17 protein-coding genes are annotated in these 17,632 nt (G+C 38.4%); 10 read left to right on the top strand and 7 right to left on the bottom strand.

All coding sequences use genetic code 11. The features are described 5' to 3' along the window. Positions 1-178 precede the first annotated feature (178 nt). Positions 179-1,216, top strand: coding sequence for a phosphoribosylformylglycinamidine cyclo-ligase (purM, locus tag KP710_RS04520; RefSeq protein WP_111407589.1), 1,038 nt, complete (start codon positions 179-181; stop codon positions 1,214-1,216). A gap of 98 nt (positions 1,217-1,314) precedes the next feature. Further along, positions 1,315-1,953, top strand: a complete 639-nt coding sequence (gene purN / locus KP710_RS04515; protein WP_111407588.1) for a phosphoribosylglycinamide formyltransferase — start codon at positions 1,315-1,317, stop codon at positions 1,951-1,953. A gap of 32 nt (positions 1,954-1,985) precedes the next feature. Here the strand turns inward: purN and cpdA are convergent, their stop codons facing one another. Both cpdA and nudF read right to left on the bottom strand, forming a co-directional pair. Then, entirely contained in the window at positions 1,986-2,810 is an 825-nt protein-coding gene (gene cpdA / locus KP710_RS04510) for a 3',5'-cyclic-AMP phosphodiesterase (protein ID WP_111407587.1), read from the bottom strand. A gap of 9 nt (positions 2,811-2,819) precedes the next feature. Next, positions 2,820-3,452, bottom strand: a complete 633-nt coding sequence (nudF, locus tag KP710_RS04505; RefSeq protein ID WP_106014038.1) for an ADP-ribose diphosphatase — start codon at positions 3,450-3,452, stop codon at positions 2,820-2,822. Positions 3,453-3,828: 376 nt separating this feature from the next. On the opposite strand from nudF, the gene acpP reads away from it, so the two are divergent. From acpP to hflC, 5 genes are all read left to right on the top strand, one after another. Continuing rightward, on the top strand, positions 3,829-4,059 hold the full coding sequence (acpP, locus tag KP710_RS04500; RefSeq protein ID WP_005627318.1) for an acyl carrier protein: 231 nt from the start codon (positions 3,829-3,831) through the stop codon (positions 4,057-4,059). Between the two features lie 204 nt (positions 4,060-4,263). Next, the gene (locus KP710_RS04495; protein WP_111407586.1) at positions 4,264-5,595 is read left to right on the top strand and encodes an anaerobic C4-dicarboxylate transporter; all 1,332 of its coding nucleotides are present in this window, start codon (positions 4,264-4,266) and stop codon (positions 5,593-5,595) included. A 60-nt stretch (positions 5,596-5,655) separates the two neighbouring features. Beyond that, complete coding sequence (locus KP710_RS04490) at positions 5,656-6,363, top strand: 4'-phosphopantetheinyl transferase family protein (protein WP_111407585.1); 708 nt, start codon at positions 5,656-5,658, stop codon at positions 6,361-6,363. A gap of 121 nt (positions 6,364-6,484) precedes the next feature. Further along, on the top strand, positions 6,485-7,720 hold the full coding sequence (hflK, locus tag KP710_RS04485) for an FtsH protease activity modulator HflK (protein ID WP_165818740.1): 1,236 nt from the start codon (positions 6,485-6,487) through the stop codon (positions 7,718-7,720). Beyond that, positions 7,720-8,607, top strand: a complete 888-nt coding sequence (gene hflC, locus KP710_RS04480; protein WP_005639909.1) for a protease modulator HflC — start codon at positions 7,720-7,722, stop codon at positions 8,605-8,607. The genes hflK and hflC overlap by 1 nt, the downstream gene beginning before the upstream one ends. A gap of 43 nt (positions 8,608-8,650) precedes the next feature. Here hflC and KP710_RS04475 read toward each other — a convergent pair whose 3' ends face one another. From KP710_RS04475 to KP710_RS04455, 5 genes are all read right to left on the bottom strand, one after another. Then, positions 8,651-9,085, bottom strand: coding sequence for a methyltransferase family protein (locus KP710_RS04475; RefSeq protein WP_111407583.1), 435 nt, complete (start codon positions 9,083-9,085; stop codon positions 8,651-8,653). Positions 9,086-9,148: 63 nt separating this feature from the next. Beyond that, positions 9,149-10,612: an N-acetylglucosamine-specific PTS transporter subunit IIBC gene (gene nagE / locus KP710_RS04470; RefSeq protein WP_111407582.1), complete on the bottom strand. Its 1,464-nt coding sequence runs from the start codon at positions 10,610-10,612 to the stop codon at positions 9,149-9,151. A gap of 88 nt (positions 10,613-10,700) precedes the next feature. Next, on the bottom strand, positions 10,701-11,828 hold the full coding sequence (locus KP710_RS04465; protein ID WP_165818739.1) for an N-acetylneuraminate epimerase: 1,128 nt from the start codon (positions 11,826-11,828) through the stop codon (positions 10,701-10,703). 123 nt (positions 11,829-11,951) lie between these two features. Next, entirely contained in the window at positions 11,952-13,802 is a 1,851-nt protein-coding gene (locus KP710_RS04460; RefSeq protein ID WP_215770956.1) for a TRAP transporter large permease subunit, read from the bottom strand. A 72-nt stretch (positions 13,803-13,874) separates the two neighbouring features. After that, on the bottom strand, positions 13,875-14,861 hold the full coding sequence (locus KP710_RS04455; protein WP_139989066.1) for a sialic acid TRAP transporter substrate-binding protein SiaP: 987 nt from the start codon (positions 14,859-14,861) through the stop codon (positions 13,875-13,877). Between the two features lie 275 nt (positions 14,862-15,136). Between KP710_RS04455 and KP710_RS04450 the strand changes: the two genes are divergently transcribed. Genes KP710_RS04450 through KP710_RS04440 form a run of 3 tightly spaced genes read left to right on the top strand, consistent with a single transcriptional unit; the run spans position 15,137 to position 17,629 of the window. Beyond that, entirely contained in the window at positions 15,137-15,823 is a 687-nt protein-coding gene (locus KP710_RS04450) for a putative N-acetylmannosamine-6-phosphate 2-epimerase (RefSeq protein WP_215770955.1), read from the top strand. 44 nt (positions 15,824-15,867) lie between these two features. Then, entirely contained in the window at positions 15,868-16,770 is a 903-nt protein-coding gene (locus tag KP710_RS04445; protein ID WP_215770954.1) for an N-acetylmannosamine kinase, read from the top strand. Further along, positions 16,763-17,629, top strand: coding sequence for a MurR/RpiR family transcriptional regulator (locus tag KP710_RS04440; protein ID WP_118776840.1), 867 nt, complete (start codon positions 16,763-16,765; stop codon positions 17,627-17,629). The genes KP710_RS04445 and KP710_RS04440 overlap by 8 nt, the downstream gene beginning before the upstream one ends. Positions 17,630-17,632: the final 3 nt, after the last annotated feature.

The following is a 17,632-nucleotide window of genomic DNA, read 5'->3' as shown; positions in this document are numbered from 1 at the left end:
TTAATTTTTAATTATTCAATACTCATAACTATCTGCACCTCAAGAGCCTTAACTTAGGAAACTTTTGAGGTGCAGATTTTTTATTATTGAATCATAAAAATTTTATCGCAAACGTTTGCTTAACCTGTTAAAATCAATTTCGATTTTATTTCTCCAATATCTCAATAGGAAAAAAATAGTGAGTAAACCATCATTAAGCTATAAAGATGCCGGTGTAGATATTAATGCTGGCAATGCCTTGGTTGACCGAATTAAACCGGAAGTAAAACGCACAACACGGCCAGAAGTCATTGGTGGATTAGGTGGGTTCGGTGCCCTATGTTCAATTCCAAGTAAATATAAAGAACCTATTTTAGTTTCTGGCACAGATGGAGTTGGTACGAAGTTACGTTTAGCCATTGATTTAAAAAAACACGATACTATTGGTGTAGATTTAGTTGCTATGTGTGTGAATGATTTAGTTGTGCAAGGTGCCGAACCGCTGTTCTTCTTAGATTATTATGCCACGGGTAAACTTGAAGTAAACATAGCTACTGATGTTGTGAAAGGTATTGCAGATGGTTGTGTACAGGCTGGTTGTGCTTTAGTGGGTGGTGAAACAGCTGAGATGCCTGGCATGTATCACGAAGGTGATTACGATTTGGCTGGCTTCTGCGTAGGTGTAGTGGAAAGATCTGAAATAATTGATGGTAGTCAGGTACGTCATGGAGATGCTTTAATTGCATTAGGCTCTAGTGGACCACATTCCAATGGATATTCTTTGGTACGTAAAGTTATTGAGGTTGCAGATGTTAATCCTGCGACAGCGCTGCTTGAAGGAAAGCCATTGAGTGAACATTTACTTGCTCCAACCAAAATCTATGTGAAATCAATATTAGCTTTAGTTAAACAAGTCAATGTTCATGCTATTGCGCATTTAACTGGTGGAGGCTTTTGGGAAAATATTCCTCGTGTTTTGCCCAAAAATGCTAAAGCGGTCATCTGCGAAAAAAGTTGGCAATGGCCTGTAATCTTTAAATGGTTACAAGAAAAGGGTAATATTGATACCTATGAAATGTACCGCACTTTTAATTGTGGTGTTGGAATGGTAATAGCTTTACCTCAAGATCAAATTGATACAGCATTGGCGATATTAAAACAAGCTGGTGAGAATGCGTGGTTAATTGGCCACATAGAAGATGCTAAAGAAAATGATGAAAAGGTTGTGATCTTATAGCATATTATTATTCGAGTTTAGGGGCAGATTTTATATCTGCCCTTATGTTTTAGATATTAAAACTGAAACTTATCCTATACTATTTTATTGATAATATTATGAAAAAAATTGCCGTTTTAATTTCTGGTCAAGGTAATAATTTACAAGCGATAATTGATGCTTGCCAAACACAGAAAATACTAGCGGAAATTGTTTGTGTTATAAGCAATAAAGCAAATGCTTTTGGTTTAATTCGGGCTCAAAGTGCAGGTATTTTTTCACGTGTTTTTTTACGCAATAATTTTGAGAGCAATTTGGCAATGGATCAATCTATTGCTGATGAGTTGGATAAATTTGATGTTGATTTAATTGTGCTGGCTGGTTATATGAAAATCCTGACACCTGAGTTTATACAACGTTTTGAGGGAAAGGTTATTAATATTCATCCTTCACTTTTACCTAAATATCCGGGCTTGAATACTTATCAAAAAGCTTTAGAGGCAGGCGATAGAGAGCATGGTACGACAGTACATTTTGTCAATGAGGAAGTTGATAATGGTGCAATTATATTACAATCCAAGGTGCCTATTTTTGATAATGATACGGTGGAAGTTATTGAAGCTCGTACTCGTGAACAAGAATATCGTATTTATCCGATCGTGGTGAAATGGTTTGTGGAAAATCGTTTAAAGCTTCAAAATGGCGTGGCTTATTTGGATAATATTCCTTTACCAGATCAAGGCTATGCAAATAATTAAAAACGACAGAGTTTGTTCTGTCGTTTTATGTATTAGTAGCCTTCTTCTTGCATATTAGGTAAAAATTGAGTTTCTTGGATCCGCTTTACTTGAGTGTAGATTGAACCATTTTCATGTAGATCAATTTCACGCCAACCCGGTTGTAGATTATCTAGTGTAAAATGATGGCTATCCGGTTTAAACTGGATACTTGTGGCGGGTGTCGCCATCACTTGGTAGCCATTCCAAATTGCATTAACTTCTTGATGAATATGCCCATATAAAATACCTTTTACATTGCTAAATTTCCCAAGTACTTCTGCCAGTTCATGTGAATTGCGCAAGTTATGTTGATCAAGCCAAGCAGAATTTGTTGGCAATAAGTGGTGATGTAGAACTACCAACGTATAGCGATTAGGATGTTGTGCAAGTTTTTCTTCTAATAAATTTAATTGGTGTTGGCTGAGCTGACCATGAGGAACACCATAAACTTGACTATCCAATAATAATACTTGCCAATATTTACCCAACAAAAGATGCTTTGCACTTTCCATTGGTGTCTTGTTTAGGTGTTCTACCATTTTAGGTTGAAAATCATGGTTACCTGGTATCCAAAAAATAGGTTTATTTAGAGGTGTCACCATTTCTACAAAACGGCGGTATCCCTCATCACTCCCATCTTGAACCAGATCACCAGTAGCAAGGATAATATCAAATGTATTATTTTCTTGTTGGATTTCTTTTAATACTTGAGTAAAGCTTGCTTGTGTATTTACACCCAAAAGGGCAGTTTCTTTTTCTTTGAATAAATGCGGATCAGTAATTTGTAATAATTTTATGATAGATTTCTCTGTTTGATAGACAAAGGTATTTTTCATCGATGCCACCTAATTACGTAACCAACGTTTTTGTAATTGAGCATAATTTAATTGAAGCCACTGCAATCCAATGACCGCAATGCCGTTATCAATTTTCCCCTCGCACATCCATTGATACGCTTGCTCGCGCTTTACAACATGTACGCGAATGTCTTCATTCTCATCAGCCAAGCCGTGAATGCCTTTTGCCTGTGAGCTATCTACCTTTCCAACAAATAAATGAAGCCTTTCTACCGTGCCACCTGGGCTATCCCAAACACTTAAGCAATGAGTTAAATTTTTTACGGTTATTCCTGCTTCTTCTTTGCTTTCACGTAAAGCGACTTCCTCTGGTTTTTCATCTTTCTCCACCATACCCGCAATTAATTCGAGTAACCAAGGTGAACGCATGGGTTCTGGGTGATAAGCTGCACCAATACGTACTTGTTCAACTAAAACGACAGAATCAGCTTTAGGATCATAGGCAATAACTGCAGAAGCGGCACCTTTAATGAGTAACTCTCGCGTGACAATCTCGCTTTCACCACCAGCAAATAGCTTATGTTTAAATTGAATTTGTTTTAGCGTGAAAAAGCCTTTATATAGCGTTTTTTCCGCCACAATTTCCATATCTTCTTGACTAAATTGTTGAATGTCAGACATCTTTTTCTCCAATACTTATCTGGAGATAATACGCTTAAAAGCTGATAAAAAAAATAGAACGGGCTTACTTTTTACTGAAAGTTTGAAGTGAGTCACAAAATATTATTAGGTATTGAGCAGAAAATGTTCATTGATAATCACCTTTCCTGTTTTTGAGCGTTATCTAGAACAGACAGTAAAATTCAGACTATAGAATGTGGTAAAGTGTGATAGATAGTGATAGAATCAGACCTGCTATGCAGCTTTTTTCTCGGTGTATGTTTTTTTATTGTCTATTTCGTGGTGCGACCAGCCTATAAAATAGTTGCAAGTTGATAAAAAATACATACACTAACCGCTCTTTTATGAGTTAAAACCAACAAAATAGGAAAAACAAATGAGTATTGAAGAACGCGTGAAAAAAATCATCGTTGAACAATTAGGTGTTAAAGAAGAAGATGTTAAATCTGAAGCTTCTTTCGTTGAAGATTTAGGTGCGGACTCTTTAGACACAGTTGAATTAGTAATGGCTTTAGAAGAAGAATTCGATATCGAAATTCCAGATGAAGAAGCTGAAAAAATCACAACTGTTCAATCTGCGATTGACTACGTGCAAAACAATCAATAATTTCAAGTTGGGCGACTTTTAAGTCGCCTAATTTTTTTCAAAAATTTCTTTCTAATATCACCGCACTTTTCCCTTATTCCTGCATTGTAAAATTGATCTGAATTACCTTTTAATTCAATTCTTGCTCTAAAATTATAAAAAATATTTAGTTTTATGCCTCAAAAAGGGTATTATTCTTACAGTTTTTTTATTTTTGAGGTACTTATGCTTTATTTAGAATTTTTATTCTTATTATTAATGCTTTATATGGGAAGCCGTTACGGTGGTATCGGATTAGGCGTTGTTTCTGGTATCGGTCTTGCTATCGAAGTTTTCGTATTCCGTATGCCTGTAGGGAAAGCACCGATTGATGTAATGCTCATCATTCTTGCTGTGGTGACTTGTGCATCCGTACTTGAGGCTGCAGGCGGTTTGAAATTTATGTTACAAATTGCCGAACGCATTCTCCGTAAAAATCCAAAACGTGTAACTTTACTCGGCCCATTAGTCGTGTATTTATTAACGTTTATGCTTGGTACTGGTCACTCTGTTTACACAATTATGCCAATCATCGGTGATGTTGCATTGAAAAACAAAATTCGTCCAGAACGTCCAATGGCAGCGTCTTCAGTGGCATCTCAATTAGCGATCACATCTAGCCCGCTCTCTGCAGCAGTTGTCTTCTATTTAGGTAAAATTACTGCAATGCCTGGCTTTGAGCATATTAGTTTGTTAGATATTATTTGTGTGACGGTTCCTGCCACTTTAGCTGGTACGATAGCGCTTTCTTTATATAGTATACGTCGTGGTAAAGAGTTAGAACAAGATCCTGAATATCAACGTCGTTTACAAGATCCCGTATGGCGCGAACGTATTTTAAATACCACAAGCACAACATTGAATGAAGCCCTTCCACAAGGTGCTAAAAAATCAGTTTATTTGTTCTTATTAGCATTGGTGGTGATTGTTACAATTGCGATGATTCCTGAAATTCGTACTATCGGTAGCGGAAAAGCAATTTCCATGTCGCTAATCATCCAAATGATGATGCTTTGCTTTGGTGGTGTTATTTTACTTGCAACGAAAACAAATCCTCAAATCGTGCCAAATGGCGTGGTATTTAAGTCTGGTATGGTGGCCGCTATTGCGATTTATGGTATTGCTTGGATGAGTGATACTTACTTCCAATATGCAATGCCAGAATTTAAAGCCGCGATTACTGATATGGTTCAAACTTATCCTTGGACATTCGCATTGGCATTATTTGCAGTTTCTGTCGTAATTAACAGCCAAGCAGCAACAGCTGTAATGTTATTACCAGTTGGTATTGGTTTAGGTATTCCAGCACCAATCTTGGTTGGTTTGATGCCAGCAACTTATGCCTATTTCTTCATCCCAAATTATCCATCAGACATTGCAACAGTAAACTTTGACGTAACGGGTACAACAAAAATTGGTAAATATTATTTTAACCACAGTTTCATGGTGCCAGGTTTAATTGGGGTTGTTGTTGCTTGCTTAGTCGGTGTTTCTGTGGCGGAATTAGTGATTCGCTAATTTACACATAAACTAAATCCTTTTAATATAAAAGCACCTTTGAATGGTGCTTTTATTTTTATGACAACCTACATCGCCTACGGCAATATAAATCAACCTTTTTCTTTGGAGTCGTTACCTGATGAACTGATTCCAGAAAATCTATATCAAATTGAAACGGATAACTTGCGTGTTTTTCAGCGTCATCAGTGCCGTCGGCTTGCTCACTTATTGCTTTTCCAACTTCTAAAAATCTCAGGAAAATCCACCGCACTTTTATCTCAAATTTATCGTACTGAAAGTGGCAGACCTTATTTTCTTGATGAGCGAATAGATTTTAATATTAGTCATTCTGGCGATTGGGTGGCGGTAATATTAGATATTAGAAATGAAGAAAAAAGCGCGGTGGGAATTGATATTGAATTTCCTAAAATAAGAAATTTTACGGCGTTGATGGAACATATTGCACCAAAAGAAGAAATTGATTGGTTTCATCATCAGCAGGATTCTTTGAAGGCTTTTTATCGTTGTTGGTGTTTGCGCGAAGCTGTATTGAAATCTCAAGGATTTGGGATCGTAAAATTATCCAATGTTCGTCATTTTCCTGAACAACAAAAAATTTTTTCAGATTATTGTCCGCAAGGCCAGTTGTCGTTTACTGATGAACTCCCTGTTTATTTAGCCGCTTTTGTCAATCATCAAGAAAAATTACCGCACTTTTATGAGTGGAGTGGTGAAAGTTTACAGATAAAAGAACTTCAAAAATGCGTTCTTTATGAGGTGAATTAATCAAGAAAATCCTTGTGTAAAATCAAGGATTTTTTATTGCCTAAAAAGCCTTGCATTTTCATAGACGCGCCCCATTTATTTAGCTAAACTCTTAACAATTTTTTGACAAATGGAGAATGAAATGTCACAGAACGGTTCAGATCGCGATCCTTGGAGTAAACCAGGGCAAAACAACGACCAACAGCCGGGAAATTCATCCAATAATAATGGATGGAATAACAATCAAAATCGTGGGAATCAAGAACAATCTCCGCCAGATATTGAGGAGATTTTTAATAACCTTCTCAGAAAATTAGGTGGTGGAAATAAAAAGAGCGGTCAAAATAATGGTAGTTTTCAAAACAGTACGCCATTTAATTTTGGAAAAGTGGTGCCGCTTGCTGTGGCGATTGGTGCGATTATTTGGGGCGTAAGTGGTTTCTACACTATTAAAGAGGCTGAGCGTGGTGTGGTGCTTCGTTTTGGTGAATTGCATTCTATTGTTCAACCTGGTTTGAACTGGAAACCAACATTTGTAGATAAAGTATTGCCGGTGAATGTAGAGCAAGTTAAAGAACTTCGCACACAGGGTTCAATGCTGACTAAAGATGAAAATATGGTTCGTGTAGAAATGACTGTGCAATATCGAGTGCAAGATCCTGCTAAATATCGTTTTAGTGTGACGAATGCGGATGATAGTTTAGGTCAAGCGACTGACAGTGCATTGCGTTATGTGATCGGCCATATGTCAATGAATGATATTTTAACAACAGGCCGTGCGGTTGTTCGTGAAGATACGTGGAAAGCATTAAATGACATTATCAAATCCTATGATATGGGACTTGAGGTTATTGATGTGAACTTCCAATCTGCGCGCCCACCTGAAGAAGTAAAAGATGCGTTTGATGATGCGATTAAAGCTCAGGAAGATGAACAACGTTTTATTCGTGAAGCGGAAGCCTATGCCCGAGAGAAAGAGCCGATTGCGCGTGGTGATGCACAACGTATTATTGAAGAAGCGACAGCTTATAAAGATCGTATTGTGTTAGATGCTCGAGGCGAAGTGGAACGTTTGCAGCGTTTATTGCCTGAATTTAAAGCTGCGCCAGATTTACTGCGTGAGCGTTTATATATTCAAACCATGGAAAAAGTCATGGCAAATACGCCAAAAGTGATGCTTGATGGCAATAATGGTAACAATTTAACTGTGTTACCCTTAGAACAAATTATGGGTAAAAAAGTATCAGCTAAAGCGCCAGCCGTAACAGAAAGAGCGGTAGAATCTGCGCCTGTTTTATCTCAGCCAGAGCGCATTAATCATTCTTCAAGCCAACTACCAAGCACTGTTGAGCCGATTCGCCAAGGGAGATTTAACTAATGCGTAAATTTTTATTACCAGCTATTTTTGTCATTGCGGCAGTGGTGTATTCCAGTGTCGTGGTCGTGACGGAAGGTACACGCGGTATTATGTTGCGATTCAACAAAGTACAACGTGATGCAGATAACAAAGTGGTTGTCTATGAACCAGGCTTACATTTTAAAGTGCCTTTGATTGATAGCATTAAAGTTTTAGATGCGCGTATTCGCACCTTAGATGGATCAGCAACACGTTTTGTTACTGTTGAGAAAAAAGACTTGCTAGTAGATTCTTATGTGAAATGGAAGATTAGTGATTTTGGTCGATTCTACACATCTACTGGTGGTGGCGATTATACTCAAGCTTCAAGCTTGTTAAGCCGTAAAGTAAATGACCGTTTGCGTTCTGAAATTGGTACAAGAACCATTAAAGATATCGTTTCTGGTACGCGTGGTGAATTAATGGAAGGGGCAAAAAAAGCTTTAAATTCAGGGCAAGATAGTACGGCGGAATTGGGTATTGAAGTAATTGATGTACGTGTAAAACAAATTAATTTACCGGACGAAGTATCTTCTTCAATTTATCAACGAATGCGTGCAGAACGTGATGCAGTCGCGCGTGAACACCGTTCTCAAGGTAAAGAAAAAGCAGCATTTATCCAAGCAGATGTAGATCGTAAAGTGACCTTGATTCTTGCTAATGCAAATAAAACTGCACAAGAATTACGAGGCTCAGGCGATGCAGCGGCGGCAAAATTATATTCAGATGCTTTTGCTCAAGAACCACAATTCTTTACTTTTGTACGTAGCTTAAAAGCCTATGAAGCAAGTTTTGCAAACTCTGACAATATGATGATTTTAAAACCAGATAGTGATTTCTTCCGCTTTATGCAAGCTCCGAAGAAATAGATTTAAAATTGATAAAAACACCTTCCTTGTGAAGGTGTTTTTTTTATAGCCAGCGTCTTACTTTTTGTTTGTAACGACGATATTCATCGCCAAATTTACTTTCCAAATAGGTTTCTTCTCGGGCTATTTGAAAGCGATTCATAACTAGTATAAAGGCAAGCACGCCTAACCAAGCTAAACTATTACCCAACCAAAGAGACCAAGCAATTAACATTAACAGCAAGCTTAAATACATTGGATTACGGCTAAATTGAAATATGCCTGTAGAAACTAATTGTGTTGTGTGTTTAAAGTCATGAGGATTAATGGTCGTTTTGCGGATAAAAAATTGAAGCACACTGCCTCCAGCAATCAAAAATGAAAGCGTAATGACAAAGGCAATAACTGCAAAATAGACAGAATAACTCGCTACTTTTGGCAAAAAATACATTACAGTGCCAATTAATAAACAGAGTAGTGGTGGTGGAATAAATAACATCGCTAAATCTCATTAATAAAAATGCCGCCTAGTGATAGACGGCATGTAAAGTGCGGTCAAAATTTATTTTAATTTTGCTTTAATTGCTTCTGCTACAAGTTCAGCTTCAGGCCCTAAAATGACTTGCAATCCATCATTGCCTAATTTTACATTACCTTTTGAACCAAGCGCTTTAAGTTGATCTTCATTAATATTGTGATGGTCAACTAAAGTTAAGCGTAAACGAGTGATGCAAGCATCCACAGTTTTGAAGTTTTCTGAACCACCTAAAGCAGCGATAAATTTCACCGCTCTTTCTTCGCGAGATTGGTTACTTTGTGTTGGGGCTGCAGCTGTTTCTGCTTTATCTTCACGTCCTAGCGTTTTGAGATTAAAGGTATTAATTGCAAAACGGAACACAAAATAATAGATAGCAAAGAATACAATACCTTGTACAAGTAACATATACCAGCTAACGGCAAGTGGGTTGCGGCTAGAAAGTACCATATCCACTAAACCAGCACTAAAGCCGAAGCCAGCAATCCAGTGCATTGTGGCTGCAATGAATACAGAGATACCCGTTAATAATGCATGCAATACATAAAGTATCGGTGCAACGAACATGAATGAGAATTCAAGCGGTTCGGTGATCCCTGTAAAGAAAGAAGCTAGTGCACCCGCAAGCATAATTGAGGCCACTTGTACTTTTTGATTTGGTTTTGCGCAGTGATAAATCGCAAGAGCAGCACCTGGTAAACCAAACATCATCACTGGGAAGAAACCAGCTTGATACATACCAGTTACCCCTACAGTTGCAGTGCCTTCGGCAATGGATTTAGCACCGCCTAAGAAGTTTGGAATATCATTGATACCTGCTACGTCAAACCAGAATACAGAGTTTAAGGCATGGTGTAAGCCAACAGGAATTAATAAGCGGTTGAAGAAACCGTAGATCCCCGCACCGACTGCACCTAAATCTTTGATGGATTCACCAAATGAAACGAGCGCGTTAAAAATATGCGGCCAAATATAGAGTAAGGCAAATGATACAGCGATCATCACGAAAGAAACCAAAATTGGGACGAGGCGTTTTCCGCTAAAGAACGAAAGTGCCTTTGGTAATTCAACTTGATAGAAACGGTTGTAAAGTTCAGCTGAAATCACACCAATTAAAATCCCGATAAATTGGTTATTGATTTTTTTGAATGCGGCAGGCACTTCACTAATATCAATGTGTTGTAATTGTGCTACACCTGCAGGGGAAAGTAGGGTGGTTACTACATAGAAACCAACAAGGCCTGAAAGTGCGGCGGAACCGTGTTTGTCTTTTGCAAGACCAAACGCGACGCCCACAGCGAAGAGTAAGCCCATGTTATCAATAATTGCTGCACCAGATTTAATTAATAATGCTGCTAATTGACTGTTTGCCCCCCAACCATCTGGGTCGATCCAATAGCCAATACCCATTAATAATGCCGCAGCAGGTAAGGCTGCCACAGGCACCATTAAGGCTTGACCGATTTTTTGTGCGTAACTAAGTACACTCATATAATCTCCTTAATTTTTATATTTTGATGAAATCAAAAGGCTTGAGCCCATTCTTTGCCTCAAGCCTTATACATTATTCTATGCCAAATTATTCAACGGTCAATTTTTTACCATCGTAGCTAATGGCTTTAACGCTGGTTAACGCTTTACCACCGTCAGTTTCACCACCGATGAGCAATACTTTATTGTTGTAAGACACAGAGAAACCATAGCCAATATTCATTGGTAATTCACCAACGATACTCCATTTACCATTATTTAAAGTATAAACTTCGTTATGCCATGTTTTGGTTAAACCTTTATGCGCATGGAGTTTGCCTTCCTTGAATTGTTTAATTGAACCAGGGAAGTTTGCGCCACCAGTCACTAAATAATGGCCATGGCTATATCCTGCGAGTGCGCCAGCTAAACCATCTTGTGATTTACCTTTTGGCGCAGGTAAGTCAGGTAAGTTTTTCCATTGCACACCTTTAGCAGTGAATTTGCCTTGGTGAGTTTCTGCGGTGCGAAGGCCAGGTTTCACTTCACCATTGACAACCACTAAGTCATTACCTTGAATGGTGAATGCCGCACCTGCACGACCAGAGAATGGAATACGACCTTCATTGCGCCATTTATTGGTTGATGGTTCATAGCTCAATAATTCTGTTGTGAAGAAATAATCTTCTGGACGTTGATCGAAATAAGCTGCTGCGATTTCATCTTTTTTCGCTTTATCTTCACCCGCTGCCACGGTGTCTTGGAAGAAACCATTAAATATAGAGAGGTTAGAACCACCTAAAATATAAACTTTATCACCGTGAGATGCGCTGCTTGAACCGACTAAACCACGCGGAGAGCGAGTAGGAAGTTTCACCCAAGTATTATCAGCTGGATTGTAGCTGTAAGCATCATTAACAAGTTGAAGTTCGCCCTTTTCATTTTTTTGCAAACCACCGAATACATAAAGTTTTCCATCTACGGCTGCTGCAACAGGTTGATTACGTTCACCACCAGGGAATGCTGCAATTTCTTTCCATTGTGCAGCAGGATCTTTTAAGTCTAAAGAATAGAATTTATTGCCACCCGAACCTAAGCCTACATATACGGTATCACCGATGAGTGCGCCAGTTCCGCTTTTGATGCCTACTGGTAAATCTGGATAGACTTGTGCGTTAGCTGAAAATGCAACAGTTGCAAAAAGTGCGGCGCATAATGCTGTTTTTGTCAATTTCATAATAAACCTCATTTATTAAGTTATGTTTATGGTTTGCTATTCATAAAACCGCATTGAATAGGATTTATTTTATAAAAAAAGTGCGGTTATAAAAGCCTTGCTTTTTTTAACCGCACTTTAGTGTTAAGACATCAATAGATTTGGCACAAAAGTAATGATTTGTGGGAAAATCGTAATTAATACTAATGTTAAGAATATCGGTATTAAGAACGGCAATACACCTTTTGTTACAGTGGATACTGACATATTACCCACACGCGCCACCACAAAGAGAGCCATACCCATTGGTGGTGTTAAGATACCGATCATCATATTCAATGTAGTCATTACACCGAAGAATACTAAGTCGATATTAAATTGCATTGCGATTGGAATTAACATTGGTAACACTAAGAATTGCAATGCTAATGCATCAATGAACATACCCAAGAAGAGCAAGAGGGCATTGATCATGACTAATACCATAAGTGGAGAATCAGCTACGGCAACGAATATATCTGCTATACGCATTGCAACTTGTTCACGTGCGATCATATCTCCGAAGAAGGTCACGGTCATAATCATTAATGCAACCACACCAGTAATTGCCATAGCTTCAATGCAGCTATTAAAGAGCATTTTCATTGTTAATTCTTTATAAACGAATTTACCAATGATGACGGAGTAAGTTGCAGCAACAACGGCAGATTCTGTTGGGCTAAATAAGCCAGAGAAGATACCACCGATGATGAGTAATGGGGTTAAAATTGCCCAGAACGCTCTTTTGAATGATGTGCAAAGTTCTTCACGAGTTGCTTTTGGTGTTCTTGGATAACCACGTTTTTTAGATACGTAGTAGTTCATGATCATCAAGGCAATCGTTACAAGTACGCCTGGTACAAAACCTGCAACGAAGAGTTTCGCAATAGATTCGTTGGCAATTACACCGTAAATAATCATGGCGATACTTGGTGGAACTAATGGACCGATGATACAAGATGCTGCAGTGATACCACCACAAATATCATCATCATAGCCTGCATCGCGCATAGCCTTGATTTCTAACTGACCTAAGCCACCCGCATCAGCAAGTGCAGAACCTGACATACCTGAGAACAATAAACTTGCGCCAATATTTACATGCCCCATACCACCAGTGTAGTGACCGAGTAAGGCTTTCGCGAAATTAAAGATGCGTTCTGTGATACCGCCAGTATTCATTAAAATACCCGTTAGGATATAGAACGGCACAGCAAGTAATGAGAAACTATCTAAACTCATGGTTAGTTTTTCAGCTGCTGCGTTTACCACGTTCCATCTAGTCATTGAGAAATAGAGTAATGTGGTGATGAATAATGACCAACCTACCGGCACACCAAGGAACATAATAACTAGCCAGAATATTAGGGCAATGTATACAGAGTTAGAACCAAATTTCACATATTCTGTAATGCGTAATACTTTGTACCACTCAGGGAACGTAAATAAAATGCTTAATAAAATGACCGCACTTACAATAAAGAACGTCGCCGGTAAATAGCTTTTATCTTCTTTAAAATTGTCTGCTTGCGCTTGGAAGAAGCGCACTAACATTAGGATAGAAATGATCGGCAGAGAAGCATAAATCCATTTCTCTGAAATTCCGCCTAATGCGTCAATAGGGAAATCTGCACCAAGGAACGTTTTAATACCAAAATGGATAAAGAAAATGATGCCAAGGAAAATCACTAACTGTACAAAAGAGTTTGTTACTTTTTTGATAGAAGCAGGCATTAAATTGGTTAAGAAGTCGATGTAAACGTGTTCTTGTTTGCGGATAGCCACACTAATACCGAGCATACCTACATATACAAACAATAATTTAGCGAGTTCTTCACTCCAAATTAATGGTGATTGGAAAGCTTGGCGGAATAGGATTTGAGCAATAAGAATACCGAAGATGGCAAGGAATAGCGCGCCGCCAATCCATTCTTCAAGTTTGTTAAAAAATTTCATACTTCACTCCGAGAGATTGTGGAGAACGAAAATGAATGCGCCAACTAAATTGCTGGCGCATATAATAGGCGGTTATTTAATCGCTTGGATTTCTTTTAATGCTTTTTCACCTTTCTCACCAGTTTGTTTCACAAACTCAGCATAGAATGGTTTCATCGCATCTTTGAATGGCGCTAAATCCGGATGGGTTACTTTTACACCTTGTTTTTCAAAGAATTTCACCAAATCTTTTTCGCCATCTACGAATAATTTAGTGTGGTATTTTGCTGCATTTTCAGCGGCGTCTTTGACTACTTTTTGAAGATCTTCCGGTAATTCTTTATAAGTTTCGTTACTCACTAAATAAAGTTGGTCATTCAAAATGTGGTTAGTCATCGCTAAGAATTTTTGCACCTCATAGAATTTTTGTGCTTGTACGGTCGCTAATGGGTTTTCTTGACCATCGACAGAGTTAGTTTGAAGAGCAAGATATACTTCAGAGAACGCCATAGGTGTTGGCGATGCACCTACATATTTTGCGTATGCTAAGTTAGTTGCAGCATTGGGTACACGAAGTTTTAAACCTTTCATATCTGCAATGCTATTGATTGCTCTATTTGAAGTTGTTTGGCGAGTCCCATTATAAGCCTGAGAAAGTAGCGTGATGCCAAGCTCTTTATTCATTTTTTGAATTAAATCTTTACCAAATGCGGTGTCAAATAAGGCTTTTTGCGCTACGTTGTAGTCGGTGATGACATATGGTAACGCGAACACTGCGGCTTCAGGATAGAATAATTGGAAACGAGCTGATTCAGCAAAAGTGAAGTCAAGAGAACCGTCTTTTAATTGTTTTAACATTGCACGGTCGTCACCAAGTTGTGAACTAGGATAAAGTGAAACTTCAATTTTACCATGTGATTTTTCTTTTACTTCTTTTGCAAACATTTCAGCTGCTTTGTACTCATTAGATGAAGTACCTGCATTCATACCAAATTTTAAGTCATAATCTGCGGCAAAAACGGCTGAAGAAACGCCTAATGTGATAGCAGTTGCAAGGAAAAGTTTAGTAAATTTCATAATGTTCGCTCCTGTGTGAACCTATGTTGATATAAGCCATAATTGGCTTGGATTGAAAGTGAATGCTCGATGTTTTAGACATCAAAAAACTACTCGGGCGCTATTCTAAAGTAAAAAAATACTTTTTGAACTGCTCTTTGAAGTTTTATTTCAAAATTGAGAGGTGGATCACATTTGTAAAAAAATACTTCAAAAAAACTTTTAAAATGGAGTTATGTTTTTATATAATGCTGAGCACTGACGAAAATGCAGGCTCAGTTATATTTAGGAGTGATATTATGTCGAAATTATCTCATCAAGATGTGCTTTCTCAAATTCAATATGGTCTCATTGCTTCTTGCCAACCCGTTGATGATGGTCCAATGGATAAACCTGAAATTGTTTCTGCTATGGCCCAAGCTTCCGTTGCAGGTGGCGCATCAGGTTTACGTATTGAAGGTGTAGATAACCTTAAAGCGACACGTGCTTTTGTAAACATTCCAATTATTGGTATTGTAAAACGCGACTTACCTGATAGTCCGATTCGTATTACGCCATTTCTGCAAGATATTGAAGATCTTGCCAATTCTGGGGCAGATATTATTGCGGTAGATGGCACTAGCCGTCCTCGTCCAGTTGATATTGAAAGTGCGGTGAAAAAAATCCATGAAATGGGCTGCTTGGCTATGGCAGATTGCTCTAATTTAGAAGAAGGCTTGTATTGTCAAAAACTCGGTTTTGATATTGTGGGTAGCACAATGTCTGGTTATACAGGTGGAGCAGTTCCTGAAGAGCCTGATTATCAATTAGTGAAAGATTTAAAAGCTGCGGGCTGTTTTGTGATGGCAGAAGGTCGCTATAACACGCCTGAATTGGCAAAAGTGGCGATTGAAATTGGCGCAGATTGCGTCACTGTTGGTTCAGCTTTAACTCGCCTTGAGCATATCGTGAGTTGGTTCGCTAATTCTGTGAAATCTGCAAGATAGTCGTAAGACGTGTGAGAAAATACTTCATACTATAAGGATAAGTTATGCGTTGTTTAGCTCTAGATATTGGCGGTACAAAAATCGCAGCGGCTATCGTAAAAAATGGCGAAGTTGAACAACGCCAACAAATTCATACGCCGCGTGAAAATGTGGTAGAAGGAATGCATCAAGCATTGGAACAACTTCTTACTCATTATGCGGGGCAATTTGATTATGTGGCGGTGGCTTCAACAGGCATTATAAATGACGGTATTTTAACCGCACTTAATCCTAAAAATTTGGGTGGTTTGAATCAATTTCCACTAAAAGAAAGTATTGCTAAACACACGGATAAACCAATTGGTTTATTAAATGATGCACAAGCCGCGACTTATGCTGAATATCAACTTCAAGATCCAGAGAAAGTATCAAACTTTGTTTTTATTACAGTTTCTACTGGCGTGGGTGGTGGTGTCATATTGAACCAACAATTACAAACTGGCCCAAAGGGAATCGCAGGACATATCGGGCATACATTAGCGGATCCAAATGGCCCAATGTGTGGTTGTGGTCGTCGAGGTTGTGTAGAAGCCGTTGCTGCGGGTCGTGCTATTGAAGCGGTGTCTTCTCAATGGGACGATCCTTGCGAACCAAGAGAAGTTTTTGAACGTTTTAGAAAAAATGATGAAAAAGCTACCGCACTTATAGAACGTTCAGCCAAAGCTATTGCCAATTTAGTGGCGGATTTAGTGATTGGATTGGATGTGCAAAAAGTTGTTATAGGTGGTAGTGTCGGGTTGGCTGATGGTTATTTGCCGTTAGTCAAATGTTTCTTACAGGCTATGCCTGCTGTATATAGCTGTGACATTGAATCTGCTAAATTTGGTCAAGATGCAGGATTAGTCGGCGCAGCTTATTGGGTGAAAGATGTTCTGCTTGATAAACCAAAAGGAACAATTTATGGCTAAATCCGGAAATGTGTTAAATACCATTAGTTCGCTTTACCATAGTCTAACCAAGTCAGAGAAAAAAATTGCTGATACGATTTTACGTTCGCCTGATTTGGTGTCTCAATGTCCCCTTTCAGAAATCGCTAAACATTTGGAAGTTGGAGAAGCTACGCTAGTCCGTTTTTGTCGAACCATTGGTTTTAAAGGTTTCAGCGATTTTAAATTAGAACTTTCCATTGAGCTTGCCACAAAAGATAACAATGATGAAACTGTGCTCGAAACAGAAATTATGCCGAGCGATGATTCTTTAACGATTGCACAAAAGTTGCAAGCGGCAGTTTCTAATGTAATGGAAGAAACGGTTAATTTATTAGATTTGAAACAGCTTGAACAAGTGGTTAAAGCCATTAAAAAAGCACGTCGTATCTTTTTATTCGGCGTGGGATCATCTGGCGTGACAGCTGAAGATGCGAAAAATAAATTGATGCGCATCGGTTTCCAAGTGGATGCAACAGGCAATAATCATTTTATGTATATGCAGGCGGCATTACTTACGTCTTCTGATGTAGCAATTGGTTTGAGTCATTCCGGCTATTCCGCTGAAACAGCACATACACTCAAAATTGCTAAACAAAATGGTGCAACGACAGTGGCATTAACTCATAGTTTGCGTTCACCTGTTACGGAATATGCTGATTATGTTTTGGTAAATGGTAATAAACAAGGGAAGCTACAAGGTGACTCTATTGGTACCAAAATTGCACAGCTTTTTGTATTAGATTTAATTTATGCTTTGTTAGTGCAGGGCGAAGAAGAACTTGCAGTTCAAACCAAGCAAAAAACCCTCAATGTGATTCTTGAACAACGTATAAAATAGGAG

It is taken from the genome of Haemophilus sp. SZY H35 (genome assembly GCF_018829705.1).
In the GTDB taxonomy this organism is placed as follows: Bacteria; Pseudomonadota; Gammaproteobacteria; order Enterobacterales; family Pasteurellaceae; genus Haemophilus; species Haemophilus haemolyticus_K.
This window is presented reverse-complemented; position numbering and strand designations above follow the sequence as displayed.